Source organism: Pantoea sp. Ap-967, assembly GCF_011752565.1.
Taxonomy (GTDB): domain Bacteria; phylum Pseudomonadota; class Gammaproteobacteria; order Pseudomonadales; family Pseudomonadaceae; genus Aquipseudomonas.
The window spans coordinates 36,003-60,249 of record NZ_VWXK01000031.1 but is presented as its reverse complement, the minus strand read 5'-3'; the positions used below and the strand labels follow the sequence as shown (position 1 = coordinate 60,249).

Annotated in this window: 22 protein-coding genes; 12 read left to right on the top strand and 10 right to left on the bottom strand. The window is 63.4% G+C overall.

Translation table 11 applies throughout. The features are described 5' to 3' along the window. Window positions 1-23: 23 nt before the first annotated feature. Genes F3J45_RS24550 through fepB form a run of 3 tightly spaced genes read right to left on the bottom strand, consistent with a single transcriptional unit; the run spans window position 24 to window position 2,985 of the window. Entirely contained in the window at window positions 24-1,016 is a 993-nt protein-coding gene (locus F3J45_RS24550) for a FecCD family ABC transporter permease (RefSeq protein ID WP_370526468.1), read from the bottom strand. Window positions 1,017-1,051: 35 nt separating this feature from the next. Further along, entirely contained in the window at window positions 1,052-2,089 is a 1,038-nt protein-coding gene (locus tag F3J45_RS24545; protein ID WP_167069298.1) for an iron ABC transporter permease, read from the bottom strand. After that, window positions 2,086-2,985 carry a Fe2+-enterobactin ABC transporter substrate-binding protein gene (gene fepB / locus F3J45_RS24540; protein ID WP_167069295.1) on the bottom strand — a complete coding sequence of 300 codons (900 nt, stop codon included), beginning with the start codon at window positions 2,983-2,985 and terminating at the stop codon, window positions 2,086-2,088. The genes F3J45_RS24545 and fepB overlap by 4 nt, the downstream gene beginning before the upstream one ends. Window positions 2,986-3,093: 108 nt before the next feature. On the opposite strand from fepB, the gene F3J45_RS24535 reads away from it, so the two are divergent. Further along, entirely contained in the window at window positions 3,094-3,885 is a 792-nt protein-coding gene (locus F3J45_RS24535) for an ABC transporter ATP-binding protein (RefSeq protein ID WP_167069292.1), read from the top strand. A gap of 6 nt (window positions 3,886-3,891) precedes the next feature. On the opposite strand, the gene F3J45_RS24530 is transcribed toward F3J45_RS24535, so the two are convergent. Next, complete coding sequence (locus F3J45_RS24530; protein WP_167069289.1) at window positions 3,892-4,710, bottom strand: IclR family transcriptional regulator; 819 nt, start codon at window positions 4,708-4,710, stop codon at window positions 3,892-3,894. Window positions 4,711-4,914: 204 nt separating this feature from the next. Between F3J45_RS24530 and F3J45_RS24525 the strand changes: the two genes are divergently transcribed. Then, window positions 4,915-6,999 carry a TonB-dependent receptor gene (locus F3J45_RS24525; protein ID WP_240164694.1) on the top strand — a complete coding sequence of 695 codons (2,085 nt, stop codon included), beginning with the start codon at window positions 4,915-4,917 and terminating at the stop codon, window positions 6,997-6,999. Window positions 7,000-7,062: 63 nt separating this feature from the next. Then, the gene (locus F3J45_RS24520; RefSeq protein ID WP_167069277.1) at window positions 7,063-8,370 is read left to right on the top strand and encodes an NtaA/DmoA family FMN-dependent monooxygenase; all 1,308 of its coding nucleotides are present in this window, start codon (window positions 7,063-7,065) and stop codon (window positions 8,368-8,370) included. Window positions 8,371-8,470: 100 nt separating this feature from the next. Here the strand turns inward: F3J45_RS24520 and F3J45_RS24515 are convergent, their stop codons facing one another. Continuing rightward, window positions 8,471-8,758 carry a DUF3077 domain-containing protein gene (locus F3J45_RS24515; protein WP_167069253.1) on the bottom strand — a complete coding sequence of 96 codons (288 nt, stop codon included), beginning with the start codon at window positions 8,756-8,758 and terminating at the stop codon, window positions 8,471-8,473. Window positions 8,759-8,863: 105 nt separating this feature from the next. Further along, window positions 8,864-9,121 carry a hypothetical protein gene (locus F3J45_RS24510; protein ID WP_167069249.1) on the bottom strand — a complete coding sequence of 86 codons (258 nt, stop codon included), beginning with the start codon at window positions 9,119-9,121 and terminating at the stop codon, window positions 8,864-8,866. A gap of 485 nt (window positions 9,122-9,606) precedes the next feature. On the opposite strand from F3J45_RS24510, the gene F3J45_RS24505 reads away from it, so the two are divergent. The 6 genes from F3J45_RS24505 to F3J45_RS24480 all read left to right on the top strand — a co-directional run bounded on the left by F3J45_RS24505 (window position 9,607) and on the right by F3J45_RS24480 (window position 19,026). Further along, window positions 9,607-11,361, top strand: a complete 1,755-nt coding sequence (locus F3J45_RS24505) for a phosphoethanolamine transferase CptA (protein ID WP_167069245.1) — start codon at window positions 9,607-9,609, stop codon at window positions 11,359-11,361. Window positions 11,362-11,518: 157 nt separating this feature from the next. Next, complete coding sequence (locus F3J45_RS24500) at window positions 11,519-12,121, top strand: phosphatase PAP2 family protein (protein WP_167069238.1); 603 nt, start codon at window positions 11,519-11,521, stop codon at window positions 12,119-12,121. A 517-nt stretch (window positions 12,122-12,638) separates the two neighbouring features. Continuing rightward, window positions 12,639-14,489, top strand: coding sequence for a hypothetical protein (locus F3J45_RS24495; protein ID WP_167069234.1), 1,851 nt, complete (start codon window positions 12,639-12,641; stop codon window positions 14,487-14,489). 223 nt (window positions 14,490-14,712) lie between these two features. Then, window positions 14,713-15,723, top strand: a complete 1,011-nt coding sequence (dusA, locus tag F3J45_RS24490) for a tRNA dihydrouridine(20/20a) synthase DusA (RefSeq protein ID WP_167069231.1) — start codon at window positions 14,713-14,715, stop codon at window positions 15,721-15,723. A 355-nt stretch (window positions 15,724-16,078) separates the two neighbouring features. Continuing rightward, window positions 16,079-17,005, top strand: a complete 927-nt coding sequence (tal, locus tag F3J45_RS24485) for a transaldolase (RefSeq protein WP_167069228.1) — start codon at window positions 16,079-16,081, stop codon at window positions 17,003-17,005. Window positions 17,006-17,181: 176 nt separating this feature from the next. Then, a complete protein-coding gene (locus F3J45_RS24480) occupies window positions 17,182-19,026 on the top strand; it encodes an alkaline phosphatase D family protein (RefSeq protein ID WP_167069225.1) in 1,845 nt (614 codons plus the stop codon). Between the two features lie 130 nt (window positions 19,027-19,156). On the opposite strand, the gene rssC is transcribed toward F3J45_RS24480, so the two are convergent. Continuing rightward, on the bottom strand, window positions 19,157-19,639 hold the full coding sequence (gene rssC, locus F3J45_RS24475; protein ID WP_167069222.1) for an anti-sigma factor antagonist RssC: 483 nt from the start codon (window positions 19,637-19,639) through the stop codon (window positions 19,157-19,159). After that, complete coding sequence (rssB, locus tag F3J45_RS24470) at window positions 19,636-20,865, bottom strand: two-component system response regulator RssB (RefSeq protein ID WP_205299804.1); 1,230 nt, start codon at window positions 20,863-20,865, stop codon at window positions 19,636-19,638. The genes rssC and rssB overlap by 4 nt, the downstream gene beginning before the upstream one ends. 224 nt (window positions 20,866-21,089) lie before the next feature. Between rssB and F3J45_RS24465 the strand changes: the two genes are divergently transcribed. Then, entirely contained in the window at window positions 21,090-21,389 is a 300-nt protein-coding gene (locus F3J45_RS24465) for a PilZ domain-containing protein (protein ID WP_167069219.1), read from the top strand. Between the two features lie 51 nt (window positions 21,390-21,440). On the opposite strand, the gene F3J45_RS24460 is transcribed toward F3J45_RS24465, so the two are convergent. Continuing rightward, the gene (locus F3J45_RS24460; RefSeq protein ID WP_167069216.1) at window positions 21,441-22,148 is read right to left on the bottom strand and encodes a VacJ family lipoprotein; all 708 of its coding nucleotides are present in this window, start codon (window positions 22,146-22,148) and stop codon (window positions 21,441-21,443) included. 188 nt (window positions 22,149-22,336) lie between these two features. Here F3J45_RS24460 and F3J45_RS24455 point away from each other — a divergent pair, with 188 nt between their 5' ends. Both F3J45_RS24455 and F3J45_RS24450 read left to right on the top strand, forming a co-directional pair. Beyond that, window positions 22,337-22,900 (top strand): phosphonoacetaldehyde phosphonohydrolase-related protein, encoded by a 564-nt coding sequence (locus tag F3J45_RS24455; protein ID WP_167069213.1) that lies wholly within the window; start codon window positions 22,337-22,339, stop codon window positions 22,898-22,900. A gap of 123 nt (window positions 22,901-23,023) precedes the next feature. Continuing rightward, window positions 23,024-23,287, top strand: coding sequence for a DUF4404 family protein (locus tag F3J45_RS24450; protein WP_167069210.1), 264 nt, complete (start codon window positions 23,024-23,026; stop codon window positions 23,285-23,287). A 119-nt stretch (window positions 23,288-23,406) separates the two neighbouring features. Here the strand turns inward: F3J45_RS24450 and queF are convergent, their stop codons facing one another. Continuing rightward, the gene (gene queF / locus F3J45_RS24445) at window positions 23,407-24,237 is read right to left on the bottom strand and encodes an NADPH-dependent 7-cyano-7-deazaguanine reductase QueF (RefSeq protein WP_167069206.1); all 831 of its coding nucleotides are present in this window, start codon (window positions 24,235-24,237) and stop codon (window positions 23,407-23,409) included. Window positions 24,238-24,247 lie beyond the last annotated feature (10 nt).

Genomic DNA, 24,247 nt, shown 5'->3' with positions numbered 1-24,247 from the left:
GCCTAAGGGCTGGGCAACTGTTCTCAGCCTCGGCGCTGGGCGGTAATCAGCCACAGTAAGTAGCAGCCCCCCAACGCGCCCGTCACCAAGCCCACCGGCAACTGCGCCGTCGCGGCCAGGCGCTGGCTGAGCCAATCGGCCACCAGCAGCAGCCCGGCGCCCATCCAGGCGGCGCAGAACAGCGGCACGGCTGCCGAGCGCGTCAGGCGCCGCGCCAATTGCGGCGCCGCCAGGGCAACGAAGGCAATCGGCCCCGCCGCCGCCGTGGCAATCGCCGTTAGCGCAACGGCGCAAAGCACCAGCAACAAGCGCGCACGGGGCACTGCCACGCCCAGCTGGCTGGCGCAGTCATCGCCCATTTCCAGCATGGCCAGCTCGCGGCGGTACGCCAGCGCCAGCGGCAAGACCAACGCCATGCCCAGGGCCGCAGGCCACACATGGCTCCAGGTGCGGGTATTGAGCGAGCCTGCCAGCCACAGCTGGGCAAACAGCGCCTGGTCCAGGTCGCCAGTCACCAGCAGCAACTGGTTAAGGCCCGTGAGGGTCGCGCCCACGCCAATGCCCACCAGCACCAATTGGTAGCCCGCGCCTGCCGCAGTGCGGCGGGTCAGCAGCACCACCAGCAAGGCGGTGAGCAGCCCGGCCAGCACCGCCGCCAGGGCAGTGGCCAGCGGCCCTGCGTCGAACAGGATGATCTGCACGATCGCGCCACTCGCCGCGCCCGTGGTGAAGCCAATGACGTCCGGCGAGCCCAGCGGGTTGCGCGCCACCGACTGAAAGATCGCCCCTGCCATGCCCAGCGCCGCCCCCACCAGCAACGCGGTCAACACCCGCGGCAGGCGTACCCGGGTCACGATGCGCCGCACCATCTCGCTGTCACCCTGGCCGAGCAGGCTGGCGAGCACCTGCCCAGGCCTTATGGGCAGGCTGCCGGTACCCAGCAACAGCACCGCCAGCCCCAGCACCAGCAGCACCAGGGCGCTGCCAACCAGCAACGCCCGGGGGCTGAATCGCACGCTGCAAGGGCCGCAGCGCAGAACATGCAGAGGGGTTACAGGTGGCATAGGCGGTACCGACGAATCAACAGGATGAAGGCCGGCCCGCCCAGCAGCAGGGCCAGGGTTCCCGCTGCCAGCTCTGCCGGCTGGGCCAGCACGCGCCCCAGCAGGTCGGCGCCCAACAGCAGCAGCGCAGCAAACAGCGCGGCGTACGGCAACATGCGGCGGTAATCAGGGCCAACCAGCAGGCGCGCCAGGTGCGGCGCCACCAGGCCGATAAAGCCAATTGGCCCGGCGATGGCGGTGGCACTGCCGGCCAGCAGCATCAGCGCCACGCAGGCCAGCGCCCAGGTCAGGCGCAGGTTCACCCCCAGCGCACGGCCCAGGTCGTGGCCCAGTGCCAGGGCATTGAGCCGTGGCATCAACCCGGCCGCCAGGCCCAGCCCCACGGCAATGGCCAAGGCCGGCAGCGGCAACGCGGCCAGGCTGCTGCCCGCCAGCGAACCGGCCGCCCAGTGGCGGAAGTGGTCGTACACCTGCGGTGGGGTGTTGAGCACCAGCATGCCGGTCAGCGCCGCCAGCAGCATGCTCAGCCCTGCCCCGGCCAGCACCAGGCGTACCGGGTGGCTGTCACCGGCACCGGCCTGGCCGAGCAGCATCACCAGCCCCCCCGCCCCACCGGCGCCCATGAAGGCCAGCAACATCAACTGCCCCGGCTGGCTCGCCCCCAGCACGGCCACGCCAAGGATCACCGCCAATGCCGCACCGCCGTTGACCCCCAGCAGCCCAGGTTCGGCAAGCGGGTTGCGCGTCAGCGCCTGCATCAGCGTGCCGGCGGCGCCCAGCGCCAGGCCGGCGAGCAACGCCACCACGGTGCGCGGAACGCGCAGTTCCCGCACGATCAAGTGCGCGTCATTGTGCGGGTCGGGGTGCAGCAACGCATCGAGCACCACCGCTGGCGCCACGTGCTGCGAGCCCACCAACAGGCTGGCCAGCACCGCCAGCAGCAACAGCAGCAGCGCCAGCAGCAACCCTCGGCCAGCGGGGCGGCGAACAAGCATCAGCGCCAGTGCAGGCAGGCGGCTGCTCATGGCTTGGCGAAGTAACCGGCCACGGTGTCGAGCATCTGCCGCCCGGAGTAGTAGTCGATGCGGAACGAACTGGGCCCCAGCGGATACACCCGCTGGTTGCGCACGGCCGCCAGGTTGGCCAGCACCGGGTCGTCACGGAAGGCCTGGGCGTCGTGGGCATCGGCACTGAGCAGGAACACATCGGCGTCACCAATGGCCGCCGCCAGGTTTTCCCGGGAGATGAACTGGAACTCGGTGGCGCGAATCACCTGCCCCGCCATCGCCTCGGGCAACTCGCGGACCTGGAAGCCCAAAGCCGTGAGCAGCCGCGCCTGGGGGCTGATGGTGCGGCCAATGGAGTAGCTGCCACCGATGTTGTAACCCACCAGCACCGCCGGGCGCGGCGAAGGCTGCAGGCGCGCAGCGGTGGCCTGGGTGTAGTCGTCAAAACGCTGGATCACGGCCTTGGCCTGCTGCTGAAGGCCGGTACGCTCGCCAAGCTCGGTGGCCAGCGCCTGCCACGACTGGTTGGAGTAGTTGACCACCACCGTGTCGATGCCTTGGGCCTTGAGCTCGGCCAGGTGCGGCGCGGCGCTGTCGGCACCGGTGGCCGACACCACCAGCAGGTCAGGCGCGCTGGCCACCACCGCCTCGATATCGAACTGCAGGTTGCGGTACAGCACCTGCACGTCGCGCTGGTCGGCAACTGCCGCCCACTGCGAGAAAAAGCCCTTGTCGTCGGTAAGGCGGCTGGGCGCGGCGGCGGCACTGGCCACCAGCGGCGCGTCCATCGCCAGCAGGATGCCGGTGACGCTGGGCGTGGTGGAGACGATGCGCGGCGCGGCGCTCACCAGTTGCGCTGCAACCAGCAACACAGTGGCCGCAGCCAGGGCTGCGCAAGATCGGTAGGGCTTCATCGGCAACATCTCTTGGGAAGGCGAAGGTGCGCATGATAATACTTCTCATGCAAACAATTCCATCATGTAGAATGCATTCCGAAAATCTTGCCCCGCCAAGGACCCACCATGACCGCTCGCCTGCACGCCCACGCCCTGACCCTGCGCCGCGACCAGCGCACGCTTTCCCAGGACCTGTCGCTGGACATCGAAGACGGCGCCTTCACCGTGATCATCGGCCCCAACGCCTGCGGCAAATCCACCTTGCTGGCAGCGCTGGCACGCCTGCTCGTGCCCAGTGCCGGGCACGTGCTGCTCGACGGCCAGGACATCCAGCAGCGCCCAGCCAAGGATGTAGCCCGGCGCCTGGCGCTGCTGCCGCAAAGCGCCAGCGCCCCCGATGGCATCAGCGTGGGCGAGCTGGTGGCGCGGGGCCGCTACCCGCACCAGAGCCTGTGGCGGCAGTGGTCGGCCGACGACGAGCAGGCGGTGCAACGGGCCATGCACGCCACCGGCATCGAGGCCCTGGCCGAACGCCCGGTGCAGGCGCTGTCCGGCGGCCAGCGCCAGCGGGTGTGGATTGCCATGGCCCTGGCCCAGGACACGCCGATCCTGCTGCTGGACGAACCGACCACCTACCTGGACATCGCCCACCAGTTCGAGCTGCTGGAACTGCTGCGTGAGCTCAACCGGCAAGGCCGCACCATCGTCGCCGTGCTGCACGACCTGAACCAGGCCTGCCGCTACGCCAGCCACCTGGTGGCGATGCGCGACGGCGCGATCATCGCCCAGGGTAAGCCTGCGCAGATCTTCACCGAAGCGCTGGTGCAGCAGGTGTTCGGCCTTTCGGCCCTGATCGTCCCCGACCCCATCACCGGCACGCCGATGCTGGTGCCGCGCGGGCAACCGGCCAGCGCCTGAGCCGCCCTAGGCCGGCAACACCGGCGCCGGGGCCCCCAGCATGCGGCCACCGGTGGCCTGGTTGACCTGGGCGGCCTGGTGGAACAGCGCCTGGCGGTCCTCGGCGCTGCGCAGTTGGCCAAGGTCGGTGACGGTGGTCATCACGCAGACAATTTCCTGCTGGGCATCGAACACCGGCGCCGCCTGGCCGGTGACGTTCGACAGCAGGTGGCTGGTGAGCTCAGCCCAGCAATGCTCACGAATCTGCTCCAGCACCTGGGCAGCCGGTGGCGTGCCGCGAAAATGCGCCGGCTGCAGCTTGCGCGCGGCATCGATGGTGGCCTTGGGCAGGAAGGCCTGGAACACCAGGCCACAGGCCGTGTTGTCGATCGGCAGGATATCGCCCAGGGCCAAGGGGTTGATCGAGAAGTAGGCGCTGCGGTACCAGCGCACCAGGGTCGGGCCTCGGTCGGTCCAGATCGCCACGCCACCGCTGGCCGCATGCTGCTGGGAAAGCGCCTTCATGTGGCGGGCGGCAATCTCCACTGCATCCACCCGCTTCAACGCGCCAATGCCAATGCTCAGCGCTGCCGGGCCCAGGTCGTACAGCCCGGTGGCCGGGTCCTGCTGGGCCAACCCTTCCTTGACCAGGCTCTGCAGGTAGCGGTGCGCCGTGGAGCCGCCGGTTGCGGTGCGGCGCGCCACCTCGCCCAGGCTCAGCTCACTTTGCGCATTGGCCAGCACATTGAGGAAGCGGGCGGCAATCGACACCGACTGAATGGTGCCGGAACGCTTTTCGCCCGGGCTCTCCGGCGCCTCGTCGGCGGGGGACTGCAAAGTGTTCAACGGGCTATCTCCTCAGTTCTGATTGTTCGGCCGGGCGGCGGGCGCGGCGCCCCCATCATACCGCCAGCACCCATCGCCTGGCGCGCCGCGCGGTTCAATTCGAACAGATATACCACAATGAGGAACATATTCTTTATTGCGGAATGCGATATCACCGTGATACCTTGCGCCGCAAACGAGGATCGTTCTCATTTGGAGGTTGTCTTGAAGTACCCTGCGCAACGCTCGTTAGGCCACGGATTCGGAGTTCTGACCCTGTCCACCCTGCTCGCCAGCCCCACCGCCCTGGCCGACCAGGCAGCCGCCGCCGGCAACCAGCAATACGTGCTGGACGCCGTGGTCGTGACCGGTGAAAAAGTGCAACGCGACCTCAGGAACACCGCCTCGTCGGTGTCGGTGAAGAACGCCAACGAGATCGACCGCCTCAAAACCGGCGACGCCTCGGTGCACGAAGTGCTCAACGATGTGCCCAACGTGCTCTACACCGACACGGTCGGCGCGCCGATCATCCGTGGCCAGGACACCCAGGGCCCGAACAACGGTGCCAACGTGTTCTGGGGCGGCACGGTGCCCCGCGCCACCATCAACCTCGACGGGCACTACCTGAACTACAACGAGATGTACTTCGGCGCTCCCTCGGTGTGGGATGTCGACAGCATCGAGGTGTACCGCGGCCCGCAAACCACCAGCCAGGGTGCCAACGCCATTGCCGGGGCCATCGTGGTCAAGACCAAGGACCCGACCTTCACCCCCGAGGCGGCCTACCAGGCAGAGCTTGGCAGTTACCATTCGCGCCGCAGTTCGTTGGCCGTGTCCGGGCCGCTGAGCGAGGATGTGGCCGGCCGCCTGGCGCTGGACTACTCGGCGCGCGACACCTTCATCGACTACACCAACCGCTCGTTCGCCAGCCACAACACCGACCAGGACTTCCGCTCGCTGAACCTGCGCGGCAAGCTGCTGTGGCTGCCCAGTTCGGTCAGTGGCCTGGGCGTGAAGTACACCTTCGCCCACGGCGATTCCAACCGCCCCACCCAGGAAGCAGCCTCGCGCCCCTTCCACGACCTGGACCACACCGGCGCCACCATGCCCAGCTGGCACCAGCAGAGCAACACCCACATCGTCGATGTGGACTACGACCTGGACAACGGCATCAAGCTGTTCAACCAGACGCAGTACTCGTTATCCAACGTGCACCGGGTGATCGGCGTGGCCAACGGCGGCGACGCCGATATCCGGCAGAAGAACTATTCCAACGAAACCCGCCTCACCTTCGGCGAACAGCAAGACACCCTCAGCGGCATGGCCGGGCTGTACCTGGCACGCACCGACTCCGACGAAATCCTCTACTACAGCGGTATTTCCGATTTCGACGACAGCAAGCGCAACCTGGGGGTGTTCGGTGAGCTGAACTACCGCCTCAACGACCGCTGGACGCTCACCACCGCCCTGCGCTTCCAGCAAGACCAGATCCGCCGCAGCGGCACCTCGCCGTTCGCCAGTGGCGGGCTGGACTACGACAAAACCTTCTCGGCCTTCCTGCCCAAGGTGTCGCTGGCCTACGCCCTGACCCCCGAATGGACCCTTGGCGGTATGGTCAGCCGTGGCTATAACCCAGGTGGTGTGTCGCTGAACCTGAGCAGCAAGCGCTTCGAAAGCTTCGACGACGAGCGCATCTGGAACTACGAGCTGTTCGCCCGTTCCAGCCTGCTGGACGACCGCCTGCACCTGAACGGCAACCTGTTCTACATGGACATGCAAGATGCCCAGTACAACATTCCGGTGGTGCTCGCCTCGGGGCTGACCCAGTCCTATACCATTAACGCCGAAAAAGCCCATGCCTATGGCCTGGAACTGTCGGCCGACTACCGCGTGCTGGACAACCTCACCCTCAAGGCCAGCGCCGGCGCGCTGAAAACCCGTATCGACAGCATCGATGCCAACAGCAGCTACGCCCACAACGAGTTCGCCCGCTCGCCGGGCTATACCGTGAGCTTCGGCGCCAGCTGGGACATCACCGACCGCCTCAACGTCAATGCCCAGGTACGCCACATCGACGGTTACTACTCGGACGTGGCCAACACCCGCAGCTATTCGGTGGATGGCTACACCCTCACCGACGCGCGCATGAGCTACCGCTTCAGCCAGCAAGTGGAGCTGTACACCTACGTGAAGAACGTGTTCGACCAGCGTACCCCCACCTACATGCAGACCAACCGCGGCATTGGCGGCATCGAGGCCAGCATGACCGAACCGCGCATGCTGGGCGTGGGCGTGAAAGGTACGTTCTAACTGGCTACACGTTGTGAAGCCCTGGCCGGCACCCACCGGCCAGCCTGATTTCTGGAGACCCTGATGACCCCTCGAAACGGCCTGCACATCGGCATGTCACTCGCCCCCACCTGGCTCAGCGGCGAAGGCTGGCGCCGCCCCGACAGCCGGGTGGAAACCCTGTTCGGCAGCGACTTCGCCCTGGATATCGCCCGCCGCTCGGAAGCGGCGCACCTGGACTTCGTGTTCCGCCCGGATGTCAGCTGCGTGGTGGCCGACGCCCTGGAAAGCGGCTCGGGGTTCACCAGCCTCGACCCTACCCTGCTGCTGGCCGCGCTTACCCGCGGAACCTCGCGCATCGGCCTGGTGACGACCATTTCCACCACGTTCTTCCCGCCCTACCTGGTGGCGCGCCAGCTGCAGTCGTTGAACTGGCTGAGCCAGGGCCGGGTTGGCTGGAACATCGTTACGGCCTTGCAAGGGCACGAGAATTTCGGCCTGGCGGCCATGCCCAGTGCCGAGGAGCGCTACGCCCGCGCGGCGGAGTTCACCGAGGTGGTGCAACGCCTGTGGCGCAGCTTCCCGCAGCAGGCCCTGCTGATCGACCGGGCCAATGGCCGCTACGCCGACCCTGCGCAGGTGCAGGCCATTGCCCATGAGGGGGATTTCCACAAGGTGCAGGGGCCGCTCAACCTGCCTGAGCAGGGCGCACGCATTCCGCTGATTCAGGCAGGTGCGTCCGACAGCGGCCGCGATTTCGCCGCCCGGGTGGCCGACATCGTCTTCGCCCCCACCCCCGACCAGGAAGCCGCCGCGGAGCTGCGCCGCGACCTCAGCCGGCGCGCCGAGCGCCATGGCCGCAACGCCGCCGACATCCGCTTGCTGCCGGGCCTGAGCCTGTTCCTGGCCGGCACCCGCGAAGAGGCCCGCGAGCTGTTCATGGCCACCCATGCGCGGGTGGATGTGGCGCGCAAGCATGCCTCGATCAAGCAGATGACCGGCCTGGACCTGGCCACCTGGCCGAGCGACCGCCGCATTCACGCCAGCGACCTGCCGCCGCTGCAGCTGCAACCGGGCGCCAGCCGCACCCATGTGGGCCTGCTCCGGCGCCTGATCGAACGCGAGTCGCTGTTGCCCAGCGAGCTGCTGATGCGCCCGGAAGTGCTGTCGGCGGCGCACTGGCAGGTGATCGGGACGGTTGACGATGCGGTCGACGAGATTGCCGACTGGGCCGAGGCCGGAGTGATGGATGGCTTTATCGCCGCGCCCGGTGGGTCGTTTGGGTCGGTGTACCGTTTTCTGGATGAGGTGGTGCCGCGGCTGGTGGAGCGCGGGCTGTTCCGCGCGCGGTACCAGGGCAGTACCTTTGCGGAGCATTTGCGGCGATATTAAGGGCTTGCCGGAGCGGATGACGCCATCGCGTCACCCTCCCGTAGGAGCGAGCGCAGCTCGCGATGCGCCGCCAAGCGGCGCTCGTTGCCGCAAACGCCACCTACCTGCGTTTCAAAATCCCCATATGCGCATCATCCATCAACGCTTTAGCCATCTCACACAGATAATGCGAGGCCCACACCAGCGCGGGTTCATCATCCATCACGCCAATAAACGAGGTACGCCGCGCGCAGTCCATCAACACCGAGGCCTGCTCCATGGCGTGGTTGCTGCAATTGCCGGGTTCCACCCGGAACAGGCGCTTGCCTTCGACCACACCGGGCACGCAGGTGGCCGAGCCCACGGTGAAGCCAAGCCTGCCGGTTTCTTCAGGGAGTTCCTTGTCCATCTTCAATCCTCATTCTACCCCGCCCCTGTAGGAGCGGACTTGCCCCGCGAATGCGATAGCCCAGGCAACCAAGCCACAAAGCCATCACCCAAACGCTCAAGCGCCTCAGTGCAACGAGCGCACCTGCCGGGGCTGCTTGATTTGCACCTGCGCAATCGCCGATTCCAGCAGCGTACGCACCGCCTCCAATTCATGGATCACGGCCTGGGTCATGAGGGCTGCAGGTGACTTGGGCAGCGTGGCGACGGCCTGATGGGCCACGGCCAGGCCGCAGAACACGTATTCGCAGGCCTCGATCAGGGTATCTTCGAGGTAATGCGAGGTATCGGGGGTGGAGGGTGGATCGGGGACTATTTTAAGCATGGCGAATCTCTTCGAATTAAGCTGAAAGGATCGCCACTCGCTCACTTGCAGATGATTGGGTGGCGGCTACGTACAGGCCTGCAAGACCGGGTTAACTCGAAGACAAAACCCCGGTTGGTCCGAAGACCACCCGTACGTAACCACCATAAAATGCAGCCGGACGCTGAGCGCCTTTGCTGAGTGATGGCATCTTCAAGCTAACCTCGGGCTTGCAGACCCGGCCGTTGAATTTGCAACGGCCCCGCCAGCCTAGGGAGCTGAATCCCCCACCGCAATGCCCCAAAGGCTGATTCAGAACCGTCCTACAAACCAGCGGTAAAATCTGTTTCTACATATGTAGAAATCGCCAAATTCGCCACCTCTGTAAAATTTGGTTAAGACTTTTTCCATGCTTCGTTAACGGTATTTTCACGTACCGCCCTCTAGCGTCACAGCCTTTCCGGCAGCCCGCCTTTTGGCTGCCGCCATGGTTCAATGAGGCACACGTGGCAAACACCGCATCCCCATCCACGCCCAAGCGCGTGGACTGGGCCGGCCTGGGCTGGCTCCTGCTGTTCTTCTGGTACTTCTCCGGCGTCACCCAGGCGCTTCTGCTGGTCAGCGGCACCACCGGTTTCGCCGGTTTCCGTGACGCCTTCTTCCTCAGCACACTGTGGCTGGTGCCGGTACTGCTGCTGCCCCGCTTCACCCGTAGCACGGCCGCCGTCATCGGCCTGGTGCTGTGGGCTGCCTCGTTGGTAGGCCTGAGCTACTTCGGCATCTACCGCCAAGAGTTCTCGCAAAGCGTCATCTTCGTGATGTTCGAGTCGAACACCGCCGAAGCCGGTGAATATTTCAGCCAGTATTTCAGCGTGGGCCTGATGCTCGGCCTGCTGGCCTATACAGCCGTCGCCGTGCTGCTGTGGACGCGCATCCGCCCGGTCACCCTGCGCCTGCGCAGCCGCATCCCGGTTGCCGTGTTGCTGCTGGCCCTGAACCTGGTGCTGCCGTTCTACAAGCAAATGGTCACCCAGGAACGCAACTTCACCGACGCTGCGGAAAAAGTGCAGCAACGCATGGAGCCTGCCGTGCCGTGGCAACTGGTGGTGGGCTACCGCCAGTACCGCCAGCAACTGGACAACATGCAGAACCTGCTGGCCCAGAACGCCGCCCTGCCGCCGCTGCAAAACCTTCAGGACAGCAGCGGCCAGGCCCCGCGCACCCTGGTGCTGGTGCTCGGTGAATCGACCACCCGCGAGCACATGCACCTGTACGGCTACAACCGCGACACCACGCCAAACCTCGACGCCCTGGCCGCCGACAAGAACCTGACCGTGTTCCAGAACGTGGTTACCCCGCGCCCCTACACCATCGAGGTGATGCAGCAGATTCTCACCTTCGGCGACGAGGAGCACCCCGACCGCTTCCTCACCGAGCCGTCGCTGATGAACCTGATGAAACAGGCTGGCTACAAGACCTTCTGGATCACCAACCAGCAGACCATGACCAAGCGCAACACCATGCTCACCACGTTCTCGCAGCAGACCGACGAGCAGGTGTACCTGAACAACCAGCGCAACCAGAACGCCAGCCAATACGACGAAGTGGTGCTGCCACCGTTCGAGAAGGCCCTGCAGGACCCTGCGCCGAAGAAGTTCATCATCGTCCACCTGCTGGGCACGCACATGGACTACCGCTACCGCTACCCGGACACCTACCAGCACTTCACCGACCGCCAGGGCGCGCCAGCGGCACTGACCGACGACCAGGTTGAAACCTACAACTTCTACGACAACGCCGTGCGCTACAACGACTTCGTGGTGTCGAGCCTGATCAAGCGGTATTCCGCGACCACCCCCAACGGCTTCCTGCTGTACCTGTCCGACCATGGCGAGGACGTGTACAGCTCCGGCAACCACGACCGCCTGGGCCGCAACGAAGGCGCCCCGACCCGGCCGATGTACACCGTGCCCTTCCTGCTGTGGACCTCGCCAAGCTGGCAAGCCGAGCATCCACGGGACCTGCAGGCCATGGCCAAGCGCCCCTACAGCAGCGCCCACCTGATCCACACCCTGTCGGACCTGGCCGGCTTGAGCTACACCCAGTACGAACCGGCCAAGAGCCTGGTCAACGCCCAGTTCACCGAGGCCACCCGGTGGATTGGCGACCCGTACCGCAAAGACGGTCTGCATGCCTTCGACCTGCTGCCGCAGGACACCCCAGCGCCGGCGCCGCAGCAGGTTGCCAGCAGCCAGCAGTAGCCGCCGCACAGGCGCCCCAAAAGGCCGACAGGGCAAGGTCCAAGACCCTGCCCTCGGCCTTTTTTCATTCGCCTGATGCCCAAGTGCCACACACCTCAAGCAAGCAGCTTTAATGAAACCTGTAACCGCCTTTGAAATGACCGAGGGGTAACACGCCATGGGCGAACTCGAAGCACTCAACCGTACCCTTTACCTGCTGATCAATGGCAACGCGGACACCCCGCACGGCCTGGTGCAGTTCGCCATCGCCATCGGTGCGGGCCTGATGTACCTGCTCCCGGTATTGCTGCTGGGCCTGTGGCTATGGGGCAGCCATGGGCAGCGCAGCCTGGTGCTGAAAGCGGCCCTGGTCACGTTAATCGCGCTGTTTGCCAACCTGGCCATCGGCACAATCTGGCCCCATCCAAGGCCGTTCATGCTGGGCCTGGGGCACGCTTGGATGGCCCACGCCGCCAACGCCTCGTTCCCAAGCGACCACATGACCATTTTCACCTGCATCGGCTTGACCCTCCTGCTGGGCGGCGTCGCGGGCTGGGGCGTGGTCGTGTTGCTGGCTGGGCTGGGGGTTGCCTGGGCACGGGTGTTTCTTGGCGTGCACTTTCCACTCGATATGCTGGGGGCGGTGGTGGTTTCGCTGCTGGTGTATGCGGCGTTTACGCCGGTTTGGGGACGGATTGGCTTGCCGGTGACCGGGGTCGTGGAGCGGCTTTACCGTAGCCTGATGGCGAGGCCGATCAAGGCGGGTTGGTTGCGGGGTTAAGTGCTCGTCGACTGTGAACGGCCGCACCCAGTAACTGCCGTTATGCTGCTCCGCACCGGGCCAGCTCAGCACCTCGCAGCCCCCACAGATGCTTGCTGGTCTCAAGCAGCGTGGGCAGGCATGCCCGGCGCAGGCACGCGTCGGTGACAGAGTCGCGCATTCACCCCATACACTGTATATAAGAACAGCCCTGCGCAAGATGAGCTGTTCAGCCAATTTTTGGTTGATGTGCAAAATCAGAATTTTGGGCTTGGTTCGCGGTGCGGACGTCTATAGCATGGCCTGCGCACTACGGCGCAACCGAGGTATTGACCCTCGTTTCCAGCAGGCGGGCACGCTGCGTATAGCTATGCCATGAGATTGTATCAGGTCCCGTCGGTTGCGTTATTAGTACCACTTTATACTTTTCTGTTATCCACCGAGAGGGAGCTTATGTACAACGTGGCGAAGCGCTTAGCCGGAAGCGGGCCAGGCTTAAAGTACAGCCGAGATTTTCAGCCTTCAGAAGGGCGAAGCAATGCATAACAAATCAGAAAACAAAGTCAGTCACTTTGTATTGGGCGCCTGCATTCTCCTGTTTCTTATATTCAAGTTCTCGCGCTACATTCAAACCAGTAGCTTTGACCTTGTTCAGCATCTTCTGCTAGTAGACGAACTGTCGAGGCACGCCAGGGTTCTACCTGAGGCATTTGACAGAATTGGTGCAATGGCACTCTACCCACCTGTTTCTCATTGGCTTGCAACCCTCGTCGGATGGGTGGGTGGCTCAGGACTTGTCGGCATATCTATTGTGTCGATCATTGCTGTTTTCTTGTGCTACATACTGATAGTCTGCCTATTGGAGATCAAGTCAGCCGCGCGAATCATTGCAGCTTCAGCCGTGTTCTCAGCCCTGATGCTAACCCATTCATTGGTGGGCTGGGAGATAGTTGTAAACTATTTCTACCCACAACTCGTTGCAGATGTCGTCTATTTTGGCGTCCTGCTTTGGGTACTGAAAAATCGGCAGAACTGGCAACAGACCGTGGCTTTCTTGCTGGCCGGCTATGTCACCATGTGGATTCAGCCATTAGTCGCTGTTCATGTACTGGCGTCTGGCTGCGCGCTCATGACCTTCCTGCTTTGGAATCGCTGGAGCGAGGGTAAGCGAATCCGACTGGAAAGCGCTGCGAATCTCTTCGTGATCGTCGTTGGCGCTGCTGTGATCGTGTTTACTAATCCAGCACTCAAGGTGATGCGTCAGATTTCGGCAAATGATGGATATTTGGTTTTCGGCTACCCTGCGGCCGTGCCCGTTGCCTTCCTTTGCGGCCTTATTGGCGCGTGGAGCTTGCGCAACTATTGGAAAAACAAAGGCGACTATGCCGATCTTATTATAGGGTCAGCGACGCTCGCAGCAGTCGGCTTGGTTTTCATTCAGTACGCGCTGCTAAAGCTGCATGGCGATGGGTCTGATTACGCCATCAAGAAACACATGTTCATTGTCGTAACGCTTGGCATGATGAACGTGATCAGACTGCTAACCCCAGCTACTAATAAACACACCCGAAACATCCCTACAAGCTTGGTAGCTCCACTCTTGGCAGGCGTGGCTTCCGTATTTGCTTTGCAGGGTTTCACCACACGTGTAGCCCCGATTGTAGATGCTCTATCCTACGCCAACAACATGGCAGAGTATCAACTCCCTGACTTCGAGCCTGGAAACTTGATCTACGACGATGGATCGCTCCCCCTGATGGGCAACGTGATGGTAACGCTCACAGCATTCCAGCACCCATTCAATGATCGCGCAATTTCCTGGCTTCGCGGCGCCCCCATTAAAGCTGGGGCAGAACTTGTAATGATCCCGAGAACTTCCAATGTTGATACAGCTTGCAACTCCAAAGTCTCAGAGACCAGAAACTTTGTAGTTGTAAGACAGTCCTGCCTCAGCAATTACATACCTGGCTACGAACTCACATTCCGTCCTGGTGGAAGCGCTTGGCAATACACTACCGATGGCTGGGGCGGAGCGGAGGCGTGGGGCGCGTGGTCGCTCGGTGATACGGGTGGTGCTCTCAAGCTTCAGTTGCCAAACGCCTCGTACACGCTTGAAGTCGATGGCATGGCATACCTAACGCCACAGCATCCGGAACAGACCATCATAGTGGAGGCAAATGGCACTGAAATCGCCCAATGGACATTCGACCAAGGCTCGCCAAGTGGCACAAGATCAGCGGCGATACCGAAAAATCTCACCGCTGATGGCTCGGTCCAGCTTGTGTTCAAAGCTCCCGGCTCGGTGTCTCCACAACAGCTTGGCCAATCCGCAGACGCCAGAGTCCTTGGGCTTGGCGTGAGCAAATTGACTGTGCGCACTGCCCCATAGGGAATAGCTAACTTAGGGTGCGCCAAGCTCAAGCTTGGCGCGACCCATATGTTATTGCCCAGCTTGGCTGATGCCACAGGGAAGCAAGCTAACGCCTTCACATCATCGGTACTGCCAACCATCACAGTTTCAGACGGGAGTTGCGCCAGATTGATAGACTATACCCATTCCGAATCCCCATCCGCTCCGCCCCGCCGAGCCTGGTACCCTAAACGTGTCTCAAATGCCCCAAGCCTCCGCTACACCTCCAGCCTTGCAGCGCCCTGATCCCTCACGGCGTTTCTCCGTTGCGCCTATGATGGATTGGACAGATAGGCATTGCAGATTTTTCCTACGCCTCCTGTCCAAACAAACCCTGCTCTACACCGAAATGGTCACCACCGGCGCCCTGCTGCACAACGACGCCCACCGTTTCCTGCGCCACGACGTTTCCGAGCACCCGCTGGCCCTGCAGCTGGGCGGCAGCGTGCCGGCGGACCTGGCGGCCTGTGCCAAGCTAGCCGAAGAAGCGGGCTACGACGAGGTGAACCTGAACGTCGGCTGCCCGAGCGACCGGGTGCAGAACAACATGATCGGCGCCTGCCTGATGGCCCACCCGGCGTTGGTGGCCGATTGCGTGAAGGCCATGCAGGATGCGGTGTCAACGCCGGTGACGGTAAAGCACCGCATCGGCATCAATGGCCGTGACAGCTACGCCGAACTGTGCGACTTCGTCGGCCAGGTACGCGAGGCTGGGTGCCGGAGCTTTACCGTGCATGCGCGGATCGCGATTCTGGAAGGGCTGTCGCCCAAGGAGAACCGCGAGATTCCCCCGCTGCGCTATGACGTGGCGGCGCAATTGAAAGCAGACTTCCCGGACCTTGAGATCGTGCTCAATGGCGGGATCAAGACGCTGGCCGAGTGCCAGGGGCACCTTGAAACCTTCGATGGCGTGATGCTGGGGCGTGAGGCGTATCACAACCCTTACCTGTTGGCCGAGGTGGACCAGCAGCTGTTCGGCAGTGCCGCGCCGGTGGTCAGCCGTAGCGAGGCGCTGGAGCAGTTGCGGCCCTATATCGTGGCGCATATGGAAAGCGGGGGCGCGATGCACCATATCACCCGGCATATCCTCGGGCTGGGGCAAGGGTTCCCGGGGGCGCGGCGGTTCCGGCAGTTGTTGTCGGCGGATATTCACAAGGCGGCGCAGCCGCTGCAGGTGTTCGACCAGGCGGCGGAGTTGATGCAGGGGCGGTGAAATCAGGCGGGTGAACACCGCGTCGCCTGCTACCACAGAGAATCGCGTTTTCACCCGTTGACGGTGGACCTGGTAGGAGCGAGCGTAGCTCGCGATGGGCTGCAAAGCAGCCCCGGCGTCATATGCCGCGAAGCTGAAAACCCGGGGCCGCTGCGCGCCCCATCGCGAGCTATGCTCGCTCCTACCCGTTCATCGGCGCAAACCCGTGGGATCGTGCAGCCCGCCTACGGGATAGCCCAAGGGAACCTCGCCCCCCGTGCTGACTCGAATCATCACCGTCGGCAACCCCTGCGCCCTCTTGAGCACCTGCCAGGCCTCGGGTAATGTCGAGTAAATGCACAGGACAGAGCACGCCATGACCTCCAAGCTGGAACAACTCAAGCAGTTCACCACCGTGGTCGCCGACACCGGGGACCTGGACGCCATCACCCGCCTGAAACCGGTCGATGCCACCACCAACCCGTCGCTGCTGCTCAAGGCTGCCGCCATGCCGGGTTACGCCGACCTGCTCAAGCAGGTCAAGGCCGATGCCAAGGGCAATGTGGACCTGGCCTGCGACACCTTCGCCGTGGCTGTGGGCGCGGGGATTCTCAAGGTCATTCCAGGGCGTATTTCCACCGAAGTGGATGCCCGCCTGTCGTTCGACGAGCCAGCGCTGCTGAACAAGGCCCGCCAGCTCATCGCCCTGTACGAAGCCGCCGGCATTTCCAAAGACCGCGTGCTGATCAAGCTGGCCTCCACCTGGGAAGGCATCCGCGCCGCCGAGAAGCTGGAGAAGGAAGGTATCCAGACCAACCTCACCCTGCTGTTCTCCTTCGCCCAGGCCCAGGCCTGTGCCGATGCCGGGGTGTTCCTGATTTCACCGTTCGTCGGCCGCATCTATGACTGGTACAAGAAAAGCACCGGGCAGGAATACGTGGGTGCCGAAGACCCAGGCGTGCAGTCGGTAACGCGCATCTACAACTACTACAAGGCCAATGGCTACAACACCGTGGTCATGGGCGCCAGCTTCCGCAACCTCGGCCAGATCGAACAACTGGCCGGCTGCGACCGCCTGACCATCAGCCCCGACCTGCTGGACAAGCTGGGCAGCGACCAGGGCGAATTGCCGCGTATCCTCAAGCCGGGCAATGCCGGTGAGGCCAAGCAGGTACTGAACGAAAGCCAGTTCCGTTGGGCAATGAACGAAGATGCCATGGGCACCGAGAAACTGGCCGAAGGTATTCGCCAGTTTGCCCGCGACCAGGAGAAGCTTGAGAAGCTGATGGCTGAAAAGGCCTGATACATATTGGGTTTGCCAGGCGGGCGGGGAATGTTCAGCATTTTCCGCCCGTTTTGTTTTGTGCAGGTTTTGTGATGCAGTGAATTCGCGGGCCACCTCGCGGGTAAACCCGCTCCCACAGGGTGCTGCGCAGTGTTCGAAAACGGCGCAGGCCCGCCTAGCCTTTCGAGCTGTCGATGACCGTCATCCCTCCGTTGCCCCTCGTACTCGCAGGCCCCGTCCTGCGCCGGCTGGAACCGCAAAGGCTGGCCATTTGGCTGGTTGGCAGCCAGCCCCTGCAGCCTGAATTCATCTTCAACGGCGCCGTTAAGGTCGACTGCCAGGTGGTCCCGGTGGGCAAGCACGCCTTCATCCACCTGCTGGACATCCACTTTGCCGCGCCCTTGCCAGTCAACGTCGAGCTGGCTTACGACCTGCTGATCGAGGGCCAAGGCATCGCCGGCTGGGCAGCGCACCTGCTCTACCCCGGCCAGGCGCGCCCGAACTTCGTATTGCGCGAGCGCCTGGACCAATTGCTCCACGGCTCCTGCCGCAAGCCACACCACCCCGCCGCCGATGGCCTGCTCTGCGCCGACCGCCTGCTGCAGGCCTGCCAGCGCCCAGAGCAGCGCCCCGCCGTGCTGCTGATGACCGGCGACCAGGTGTATGCCGACGACGTCGCCGGCCCAATGCTGCGCGCCATCCATGGGTTGATCGAGCGCCTGGGGCTGTTCGACGAGGCCCTGGACGGCGCCGTGGTCGCCTGCAGCCAGGCGCTCTACCACCACCCGGCCAGCTACTACCGCCGCGCCGACCTGCTGCCCACCCACGCCGGCAACGACACCCTGCGCGAGCGCTTTTTCGCCGGCAAGCGCAAACCGATCTTCTCCTCCAGCAACGCCGACAACCACTTGGTGACCTTCGCCGAGGTCATGGCCATGTACTTGCTGGTGTGGTCGCCAGTGCCCTGGCGCCTGGTGAACCTGCACATGCCAGCCGGCCTGAGCCACCACCACCAAGCCCGCTACCGCGAAGAACTGCCGCTGATCGAGGCATTTGCCGCCAACCTTGGCCAGGTAGCGCGGGCGATGGCCCACCTGCCCTGCCTGATGATCTTTGACGACCACGATATTACCGATGACTGGAACCTCTCGGCCCAGTGGGAAGAAACGGCCTACGGCCACCCCTTCTCGCGACGCATCATCGGCAATGCGCTGCTTGGCTACCTGCTGTGCCAGGCCTGGGGCAACGACCCGGACGGTTGCAATGGCCTGGTCGAGCAGTGCCAGGCAGTGCCCCGGCAACAGGACGAACTGATCGGTGAGCTGCTGCGTTTCCAGGGCTGGCAATTCAACCTGCCCACCGAGCCGCCGCTGCTGGTACTGGACACCCGCACACGCCGCTGGCGCAGCGAAAGCGACCTGGGCAAGCCCTCCGGCCTGCTGGACTGGGAGGCGCTGTGCGAACTGCAGCAGGCGCTGCTCGACCACCCGTCAGCGGTGATCGTGTCACCGGCGCCGCTGTTTGGCGTGAAGCTGATCGAAGCGGTGCAGAAGCTGTTCAGCTGGCTGGGCTACCCGCTGCTGGTGGACGCCGAGAACTGGATGGCCCACCGCGGTGCGGCGCAGGTGATCCTGAACATCTTCCGCCACTCGCGCACGCCGGGGCACTACGTGATCCTGTCGGGCGATGTGCACTACTCGTTCGTCTACGAGGTACTGATTCGCCACCGCCAGCGCAGCCCGCATTTGTGGCAGGTGACCAGCAGCGGTATCAAGAACGAATTCCCCCGGCGCTTGCTGGATGTACTGGACCGGCTCAACCGCTGGCTGTATGCCCCGCGCTCGCCGCTGAACTGGTTTACCAAGCGGCGCCAGATGCAGGTGACGCCGCGCACACCCAGCCGCAGCAAGGCCGGCGAGCGGTTGTGGAACGGTGCGGGGTTGGGGCAGGTGTTCTTCGATGAGCAAGGGCGCCCGGTGCGGGTGTTTCAGCTAAGTGCCGATGGCAGCGAAGCGGCCGAGTTTGCGCGCCGCAAATGAAAAATCGGGATGACCGCCTTTAGCCTTACCGGCCTCTTCGCGGGCAAGCCCGCTCCTACAAAAGGCTCGGGGGCGGCAAAATCGATGTGGGAGCGGGCTTGCCCGCGAAGAGGCCCGTACAGGCCACCGCTCAGGTGCGCTCCAGGGCGCTCACCAGGTCGTGGAAGGCTTCACGGTTGGAATCGTTGAGGCCCATGAGGATCTTATGCGCTTCCAGCACCTTCGAGCGCACCACATCTTCGTTCTGGTCCTGGGACGGCAGGTCGGTCAGGCATTCGGTGCACGGCACCGGGCGGTCGACGATGTTGAATACCTGGTCGAAGCCCATGGACTGCAACAGCCGCGAAATGTCCGGGTTGGTGGTGACCACGGTCGGCAACAGGCCCACCTTCTGCCGCGACAGGATCGACAGCTTGGCCAGCAGGCCCAGCGTGGTGCTGTCGATGCTTTCGGTTTCGGTCAGGTCGATGACGATGGCCGAGAAGTTCAGCGCGGTGAAAATCTTCTCGATCGTCGCATCCAGCGCCGAACACAGGGTCAGGCGCACTTCACCGACGAATTTCAGTACGAAGGTACCGCTCTGCTCGGCGAACTGGATTCTACCGGTACTCATTGAAGGTTCCTGCTCAACACCAATAGGGCGATATCATCCGGCATCTCCCCAAGCGTAGCCAATCCAAATCGTTGGCGCAGCCCATCCAGGCTACCCCCTGCTGCTTTGACGATATCCGGCAAGGCAGCTTCTTTATCTTTGAGCGTATCCCCTGGCAAAAGGTCCAGAATGCCATCGGACATCAGGCTCAGGCTGAATTGCGGCGGCAGCTCGATCACCAGGTCCTGGTAGGTGGCTTCATCGAACAGCCCCACCGGCAGGCCGCGGCCTTCAAGGTAGCGCGCCTGGCCCGGGGTATACAGCACGGGCAGCGGCAAGTGGCCGCCCACGGCGTAGGTCAACAGGCCGGTTTCCTCGTCGATCACCCCGCCAACCATGGTCACGTGCTTGCCCAGCTTGCAGTTGATCAGCCCACGGTTGATGTGGCTGAGCACTTCCGAGGGCTTGAACTCGCGCAGCTTGCTGTTGCGCTTGAATTCGAACATCAGCCGGGTGGTCATGAACTTCAGCAAAACGGTAACGAACGCCGAGGAAGCACCATGCCCGGACACGTCGGCCAGGTAGAAGGCGATGCGCCGCTCATCCACGCGAAAATAGTCGGTAAAGTCGCCCGACAGGTACAGCGAAGGGATGATCTGGTGCTCGAACGCGAATTCGCCGGCCTTCCACGGGCTTTCCGGCAGCATGTTCATCTGCACCTGGCGACCGGCGGTCTGGTCTTCCTGCAACAGGTGCAGGCTGGCCTCCAATTCACGGTTGGCCGCTTCGAGCTTGTCGCGGTAACGCTGGTTTTCCAGCACCAGGCGCGAACGGTCGAGGGCCCGGCGTACCGAGTGTTCGAGCACGGCCAGGTCTTCCAGCGGCTTGATCAGGTAGTCGGCAGCGCCCAGGCGCAAGGCCTCGACCGCGTCGCTCATCACGCCGGCACCGGACACCACGATCACCGGCAACTGCGGCGCACGCTCGCTGATCTGGCGGATCAGTTCGAGGCCGCCCATCTGCGGCATGCGCAGATCGCAGATCACGAGGTCGGGCTGGTGTTCTTCGAAGACCTGGAGCCCCTGCTGGCCGTTACCGGCCTGGAGGACGCTGAAGCCACTGTCTTCCAGATAGGCGGCGAGGCTCGCACGGACCACGTCGTCATCATCGATGATCAGCAGCGTTGCACTGATTTTCTGCATGTGGGCGAACGGCGCCGATTTGGGTTGGTGCAGGGGCGTCTGCAAAGCTGACATCCGGCTGCTGGAATACTTGTAGTAACGCTCTACTTGAGTTGTAGGCCAAGAACCCGGCCCAGGCAACCGACAGAGGTACCTCGTAAGGCGCAGACGGTACTCCCATCCGCCAGGCGTTTCAAGCATACATGGGTCGAGTTCGGTGCTCTTTACAGGGCAAATCACCGGGAGTTATAAAAACGCCAACCAGTACAACCTATTGGGAAGGACGCAGCATGCCCCATACGCCCACCAGCCACAGTGAAAAACGCGATTTCATCCGCATGCGCATCGACACCGAAGTCACCCTGCTGCACGAGGGGCAGGTGATCGCGGCGGTGTGCCTGGACTTGTCCAGCGGCGGCATGCAGGTGCAGGCCCCCCAGCGTTTCCTGGTGGGCAGCCACCTGGAAGTGCGCATCGATTCCGACCATCCGGCCCTCAAGGGGCTGCATGCCAGCACCGAAGTGGTGTGGATTGCCGACCAACCCGGCGGCCAGCAAAAGCTTGGCCTGCGCATCCTGGCCATGCATTGAACTGTTACGAAAAAGGCGACCCGAAGGTCGCCTTTGCCCTGCCCACGACGATCAGAAATCGTCTTCGACGTTGCCGTCCTTGACCTTGAACTCGCGGTTCTGCAGGTAGGCATTGCGGATGAAAATGTACTTGTCACCCTGAATCAACTTCTCGGCCGGCAGCAGCGCGGTGCGGGTGTCGATCACGTCCAGGGCGAAGATCGAATTACGCGTCGGCACGTGGTCGATGTAGCGGTAGGGTTCGGTGTAGGTGTCCGGGTACTTGGCCAGCCCGTCACGCACGGTGCTTGGGCCAAGCAGCGGGATGACCACGTATGGGCCACTGGGCACGCCCCAGTGGCCGAGGGTCTGGCCGAAGTCTTCGTCATTGCGTTGCAGGCCCATCTTGGTGCCCACATCGAAGAAACCGCCCAGGCCGAAGGTGGTGTTGACGATCAGCCGCGCAGTGTCCACGCCCGCCGCATGGGGCTTGAGCTGGAGCACGTCGTTGGCCAGGTTGGTGACATCGCCGAGGTTGCGGAAGATGTTGTGAATGCCATCTTCGAGGAACTGCGGGGTGACCGCCTGGTAGCCCTTGGCCAATGGCTTGAGGGCATAGGTGTCGATCGTGTCGTTGAAACGGAAGATCGGGCGGTTGACCGCTTCCCAGGGATCTTCCTCAGTGGCGGCCTGGCTGGCTGCCATGGGCGCCAGCAACAAGCTGGCACAGACACAGGCCTGGGTGACTCGCTCGATCACACCGGCACCGATCCTACGCATAGATGTTTCTCCATCGGATTTTTCGGCCGCAAGCGCAACAGGTGCGCTGCTGTACGGCGGCAGTATAGAGGCTTGCGCGCTGAGAAACAGCTTCGCACATCCATGCTGAATATTTTGTGAACAAGTGTTGTGCGTCACAGGACGGTAACAATCGCCGCTTAGGCTGCGGTCTATTTGGGGACGTTGCCATGTTCGCTGCACCCGACATTACCGCTGTGCTGTTCGGCCTGCGCGGTTGCCTGGTTCAAACCGCCGACCAAGGTCCCCTGCCCGCCCCGGGCGCCCTCGACACCCTCGCCGGCCTGCGCCAGGCGCAAATCCCGTGCATCTGGCTGGACGACCTGACCAGCCTGCAAAGCCGGCGCCTGGCCAGCGTGCTGCCCGACTGGCTGCCGGGGCACTCGGTGAACGGCGCACGCTGGCCGGCGCCGAACGCCTGCTGGCAAGCCTTGATGAGCCTGGACAGCGAACGCCTGGAAGGCTGCGTGCTGGTCAGCGGTGAACCGCAACTGCTGCAGTCGGGCCTCAATGCCGGGCTGTGGACCGTTGGCCTGGCCACCTGCGGCCCGGCCTGCGACCTCAGCTCCGCGCAGTGGCAGGCCATGACCCAGCAGGAACAGGACCTTGCCCGCGGCAAGGCCACCCTGGCGTTGTTCCGCCTGGGTGTGCATTCGGTGATCGACCACCTCGAAGAGCTGGACACCTGCCTTGCAGACATCGCCCTGCGCCGCAGCAAGGGTGAAAAACCCTGACACAGCCCCATTGATGCAGAGCATGCAAAGCGACGGCGAGTGGATTACGCTTGGGGGCAGGCGAGAACCTTTGCCGCTTCGCTGAGGTCCATGCCTTGCCAAGCCATTGATGGAGTAAAGCCAATGCCTGCCCGCGAATTGCAAGAGCGCCTGAACAGCCTGCGCGAGCAACTGGACCGTAACGTGCCGCTTACCGATGACGAACTGGCCGCCCTGCACGAGGAAGCCAGGCAGATCGAGGCGCAGTTGAAGCTAGAAGAAGCCACGCCGGACAACAACGTGGTCGACGGGGTGAACCTGGCGATCGAACGCTTCGAAGCCGAGCACCCCGACCTTACCGCCACCCTGCGCAGCATTGCCAACTCGCTGCACAGCATGGGGATCTGAAGCCATTGGGGCTGCTTTGCAGCCCTTCGCGGACAAGCCTGCGCCTACGGGCACGCGCCCCTTTGTAGGCGCGGGCTTGCCCCGCGAAGGGCCGCAAAGCGGCCCCAATCACACCGACCTTACTGCCGAACCAAGCGCTGGTTCACCGGGCTGATCGCCCCAGTGCTACGGTATGGGTTGATGTCCAGCCCGCCCCGGCGCACATACCGCGCATACACCGTCAGGTGCTCAGGTTGCAGCAGGTTCTTCAGGTCCAGGTAAATCCGCTCCACGCACTGCTCGTGGAAGTCGGCATGCTGGCGGAAGCTGATCAGGTAGGTCAGCAGGCTGGCAGGGTCAAGCGCCCTGCCCTTGTATTCCACCACCACGCTGCCCCAGTCTGGCTGGCCGGTTACCGGGCAGTTGGATTTGAGCAGGTGGCTGTGCAGGGTTTCTTCCACGATGCGCTGCGGGTTGCAGCTCAGCAACTCCGGCTGGGGCTGCGCGTAATTGTCGATCGCCACATCCAGGTCGTCGATGCACTGCCCTGGCAGTGCCACCACACCCTGCGCCTGAACCTCTGCCAAGGTACGCACCTGCACGCCCACCGGCTTGCCAGCCGCCGCCGACAGGTCTTTTTCCAGGCACGCCTGCAGCTCGCCAATCGAGGCGAACACGGTCTGGTTCAGGGAGTTGAGGTAAAGCTTGAACGACTTGGACTCGATGATGTTCGGCGAGTCGGCCGGAATGGCGAATTCACCAATGGCCACCACCGGCTTGCCCGATGGCAGCAGCCACGACAGCTCGAAGCAGTTCCAGTAGTCCACACCCTGCCACGGCAAGGTCTGGGCGGTGACCCCAAGCTCAGCCCACTTGGCCGTGCGCGGAATCGGGAACAGCAGCGAAGGCGTGTAGGTGGCGATGTATTCGCTGGATTTGCCCAGCGGGGAATGTTCGGCGGCGGGATGCATGGAAACTGAC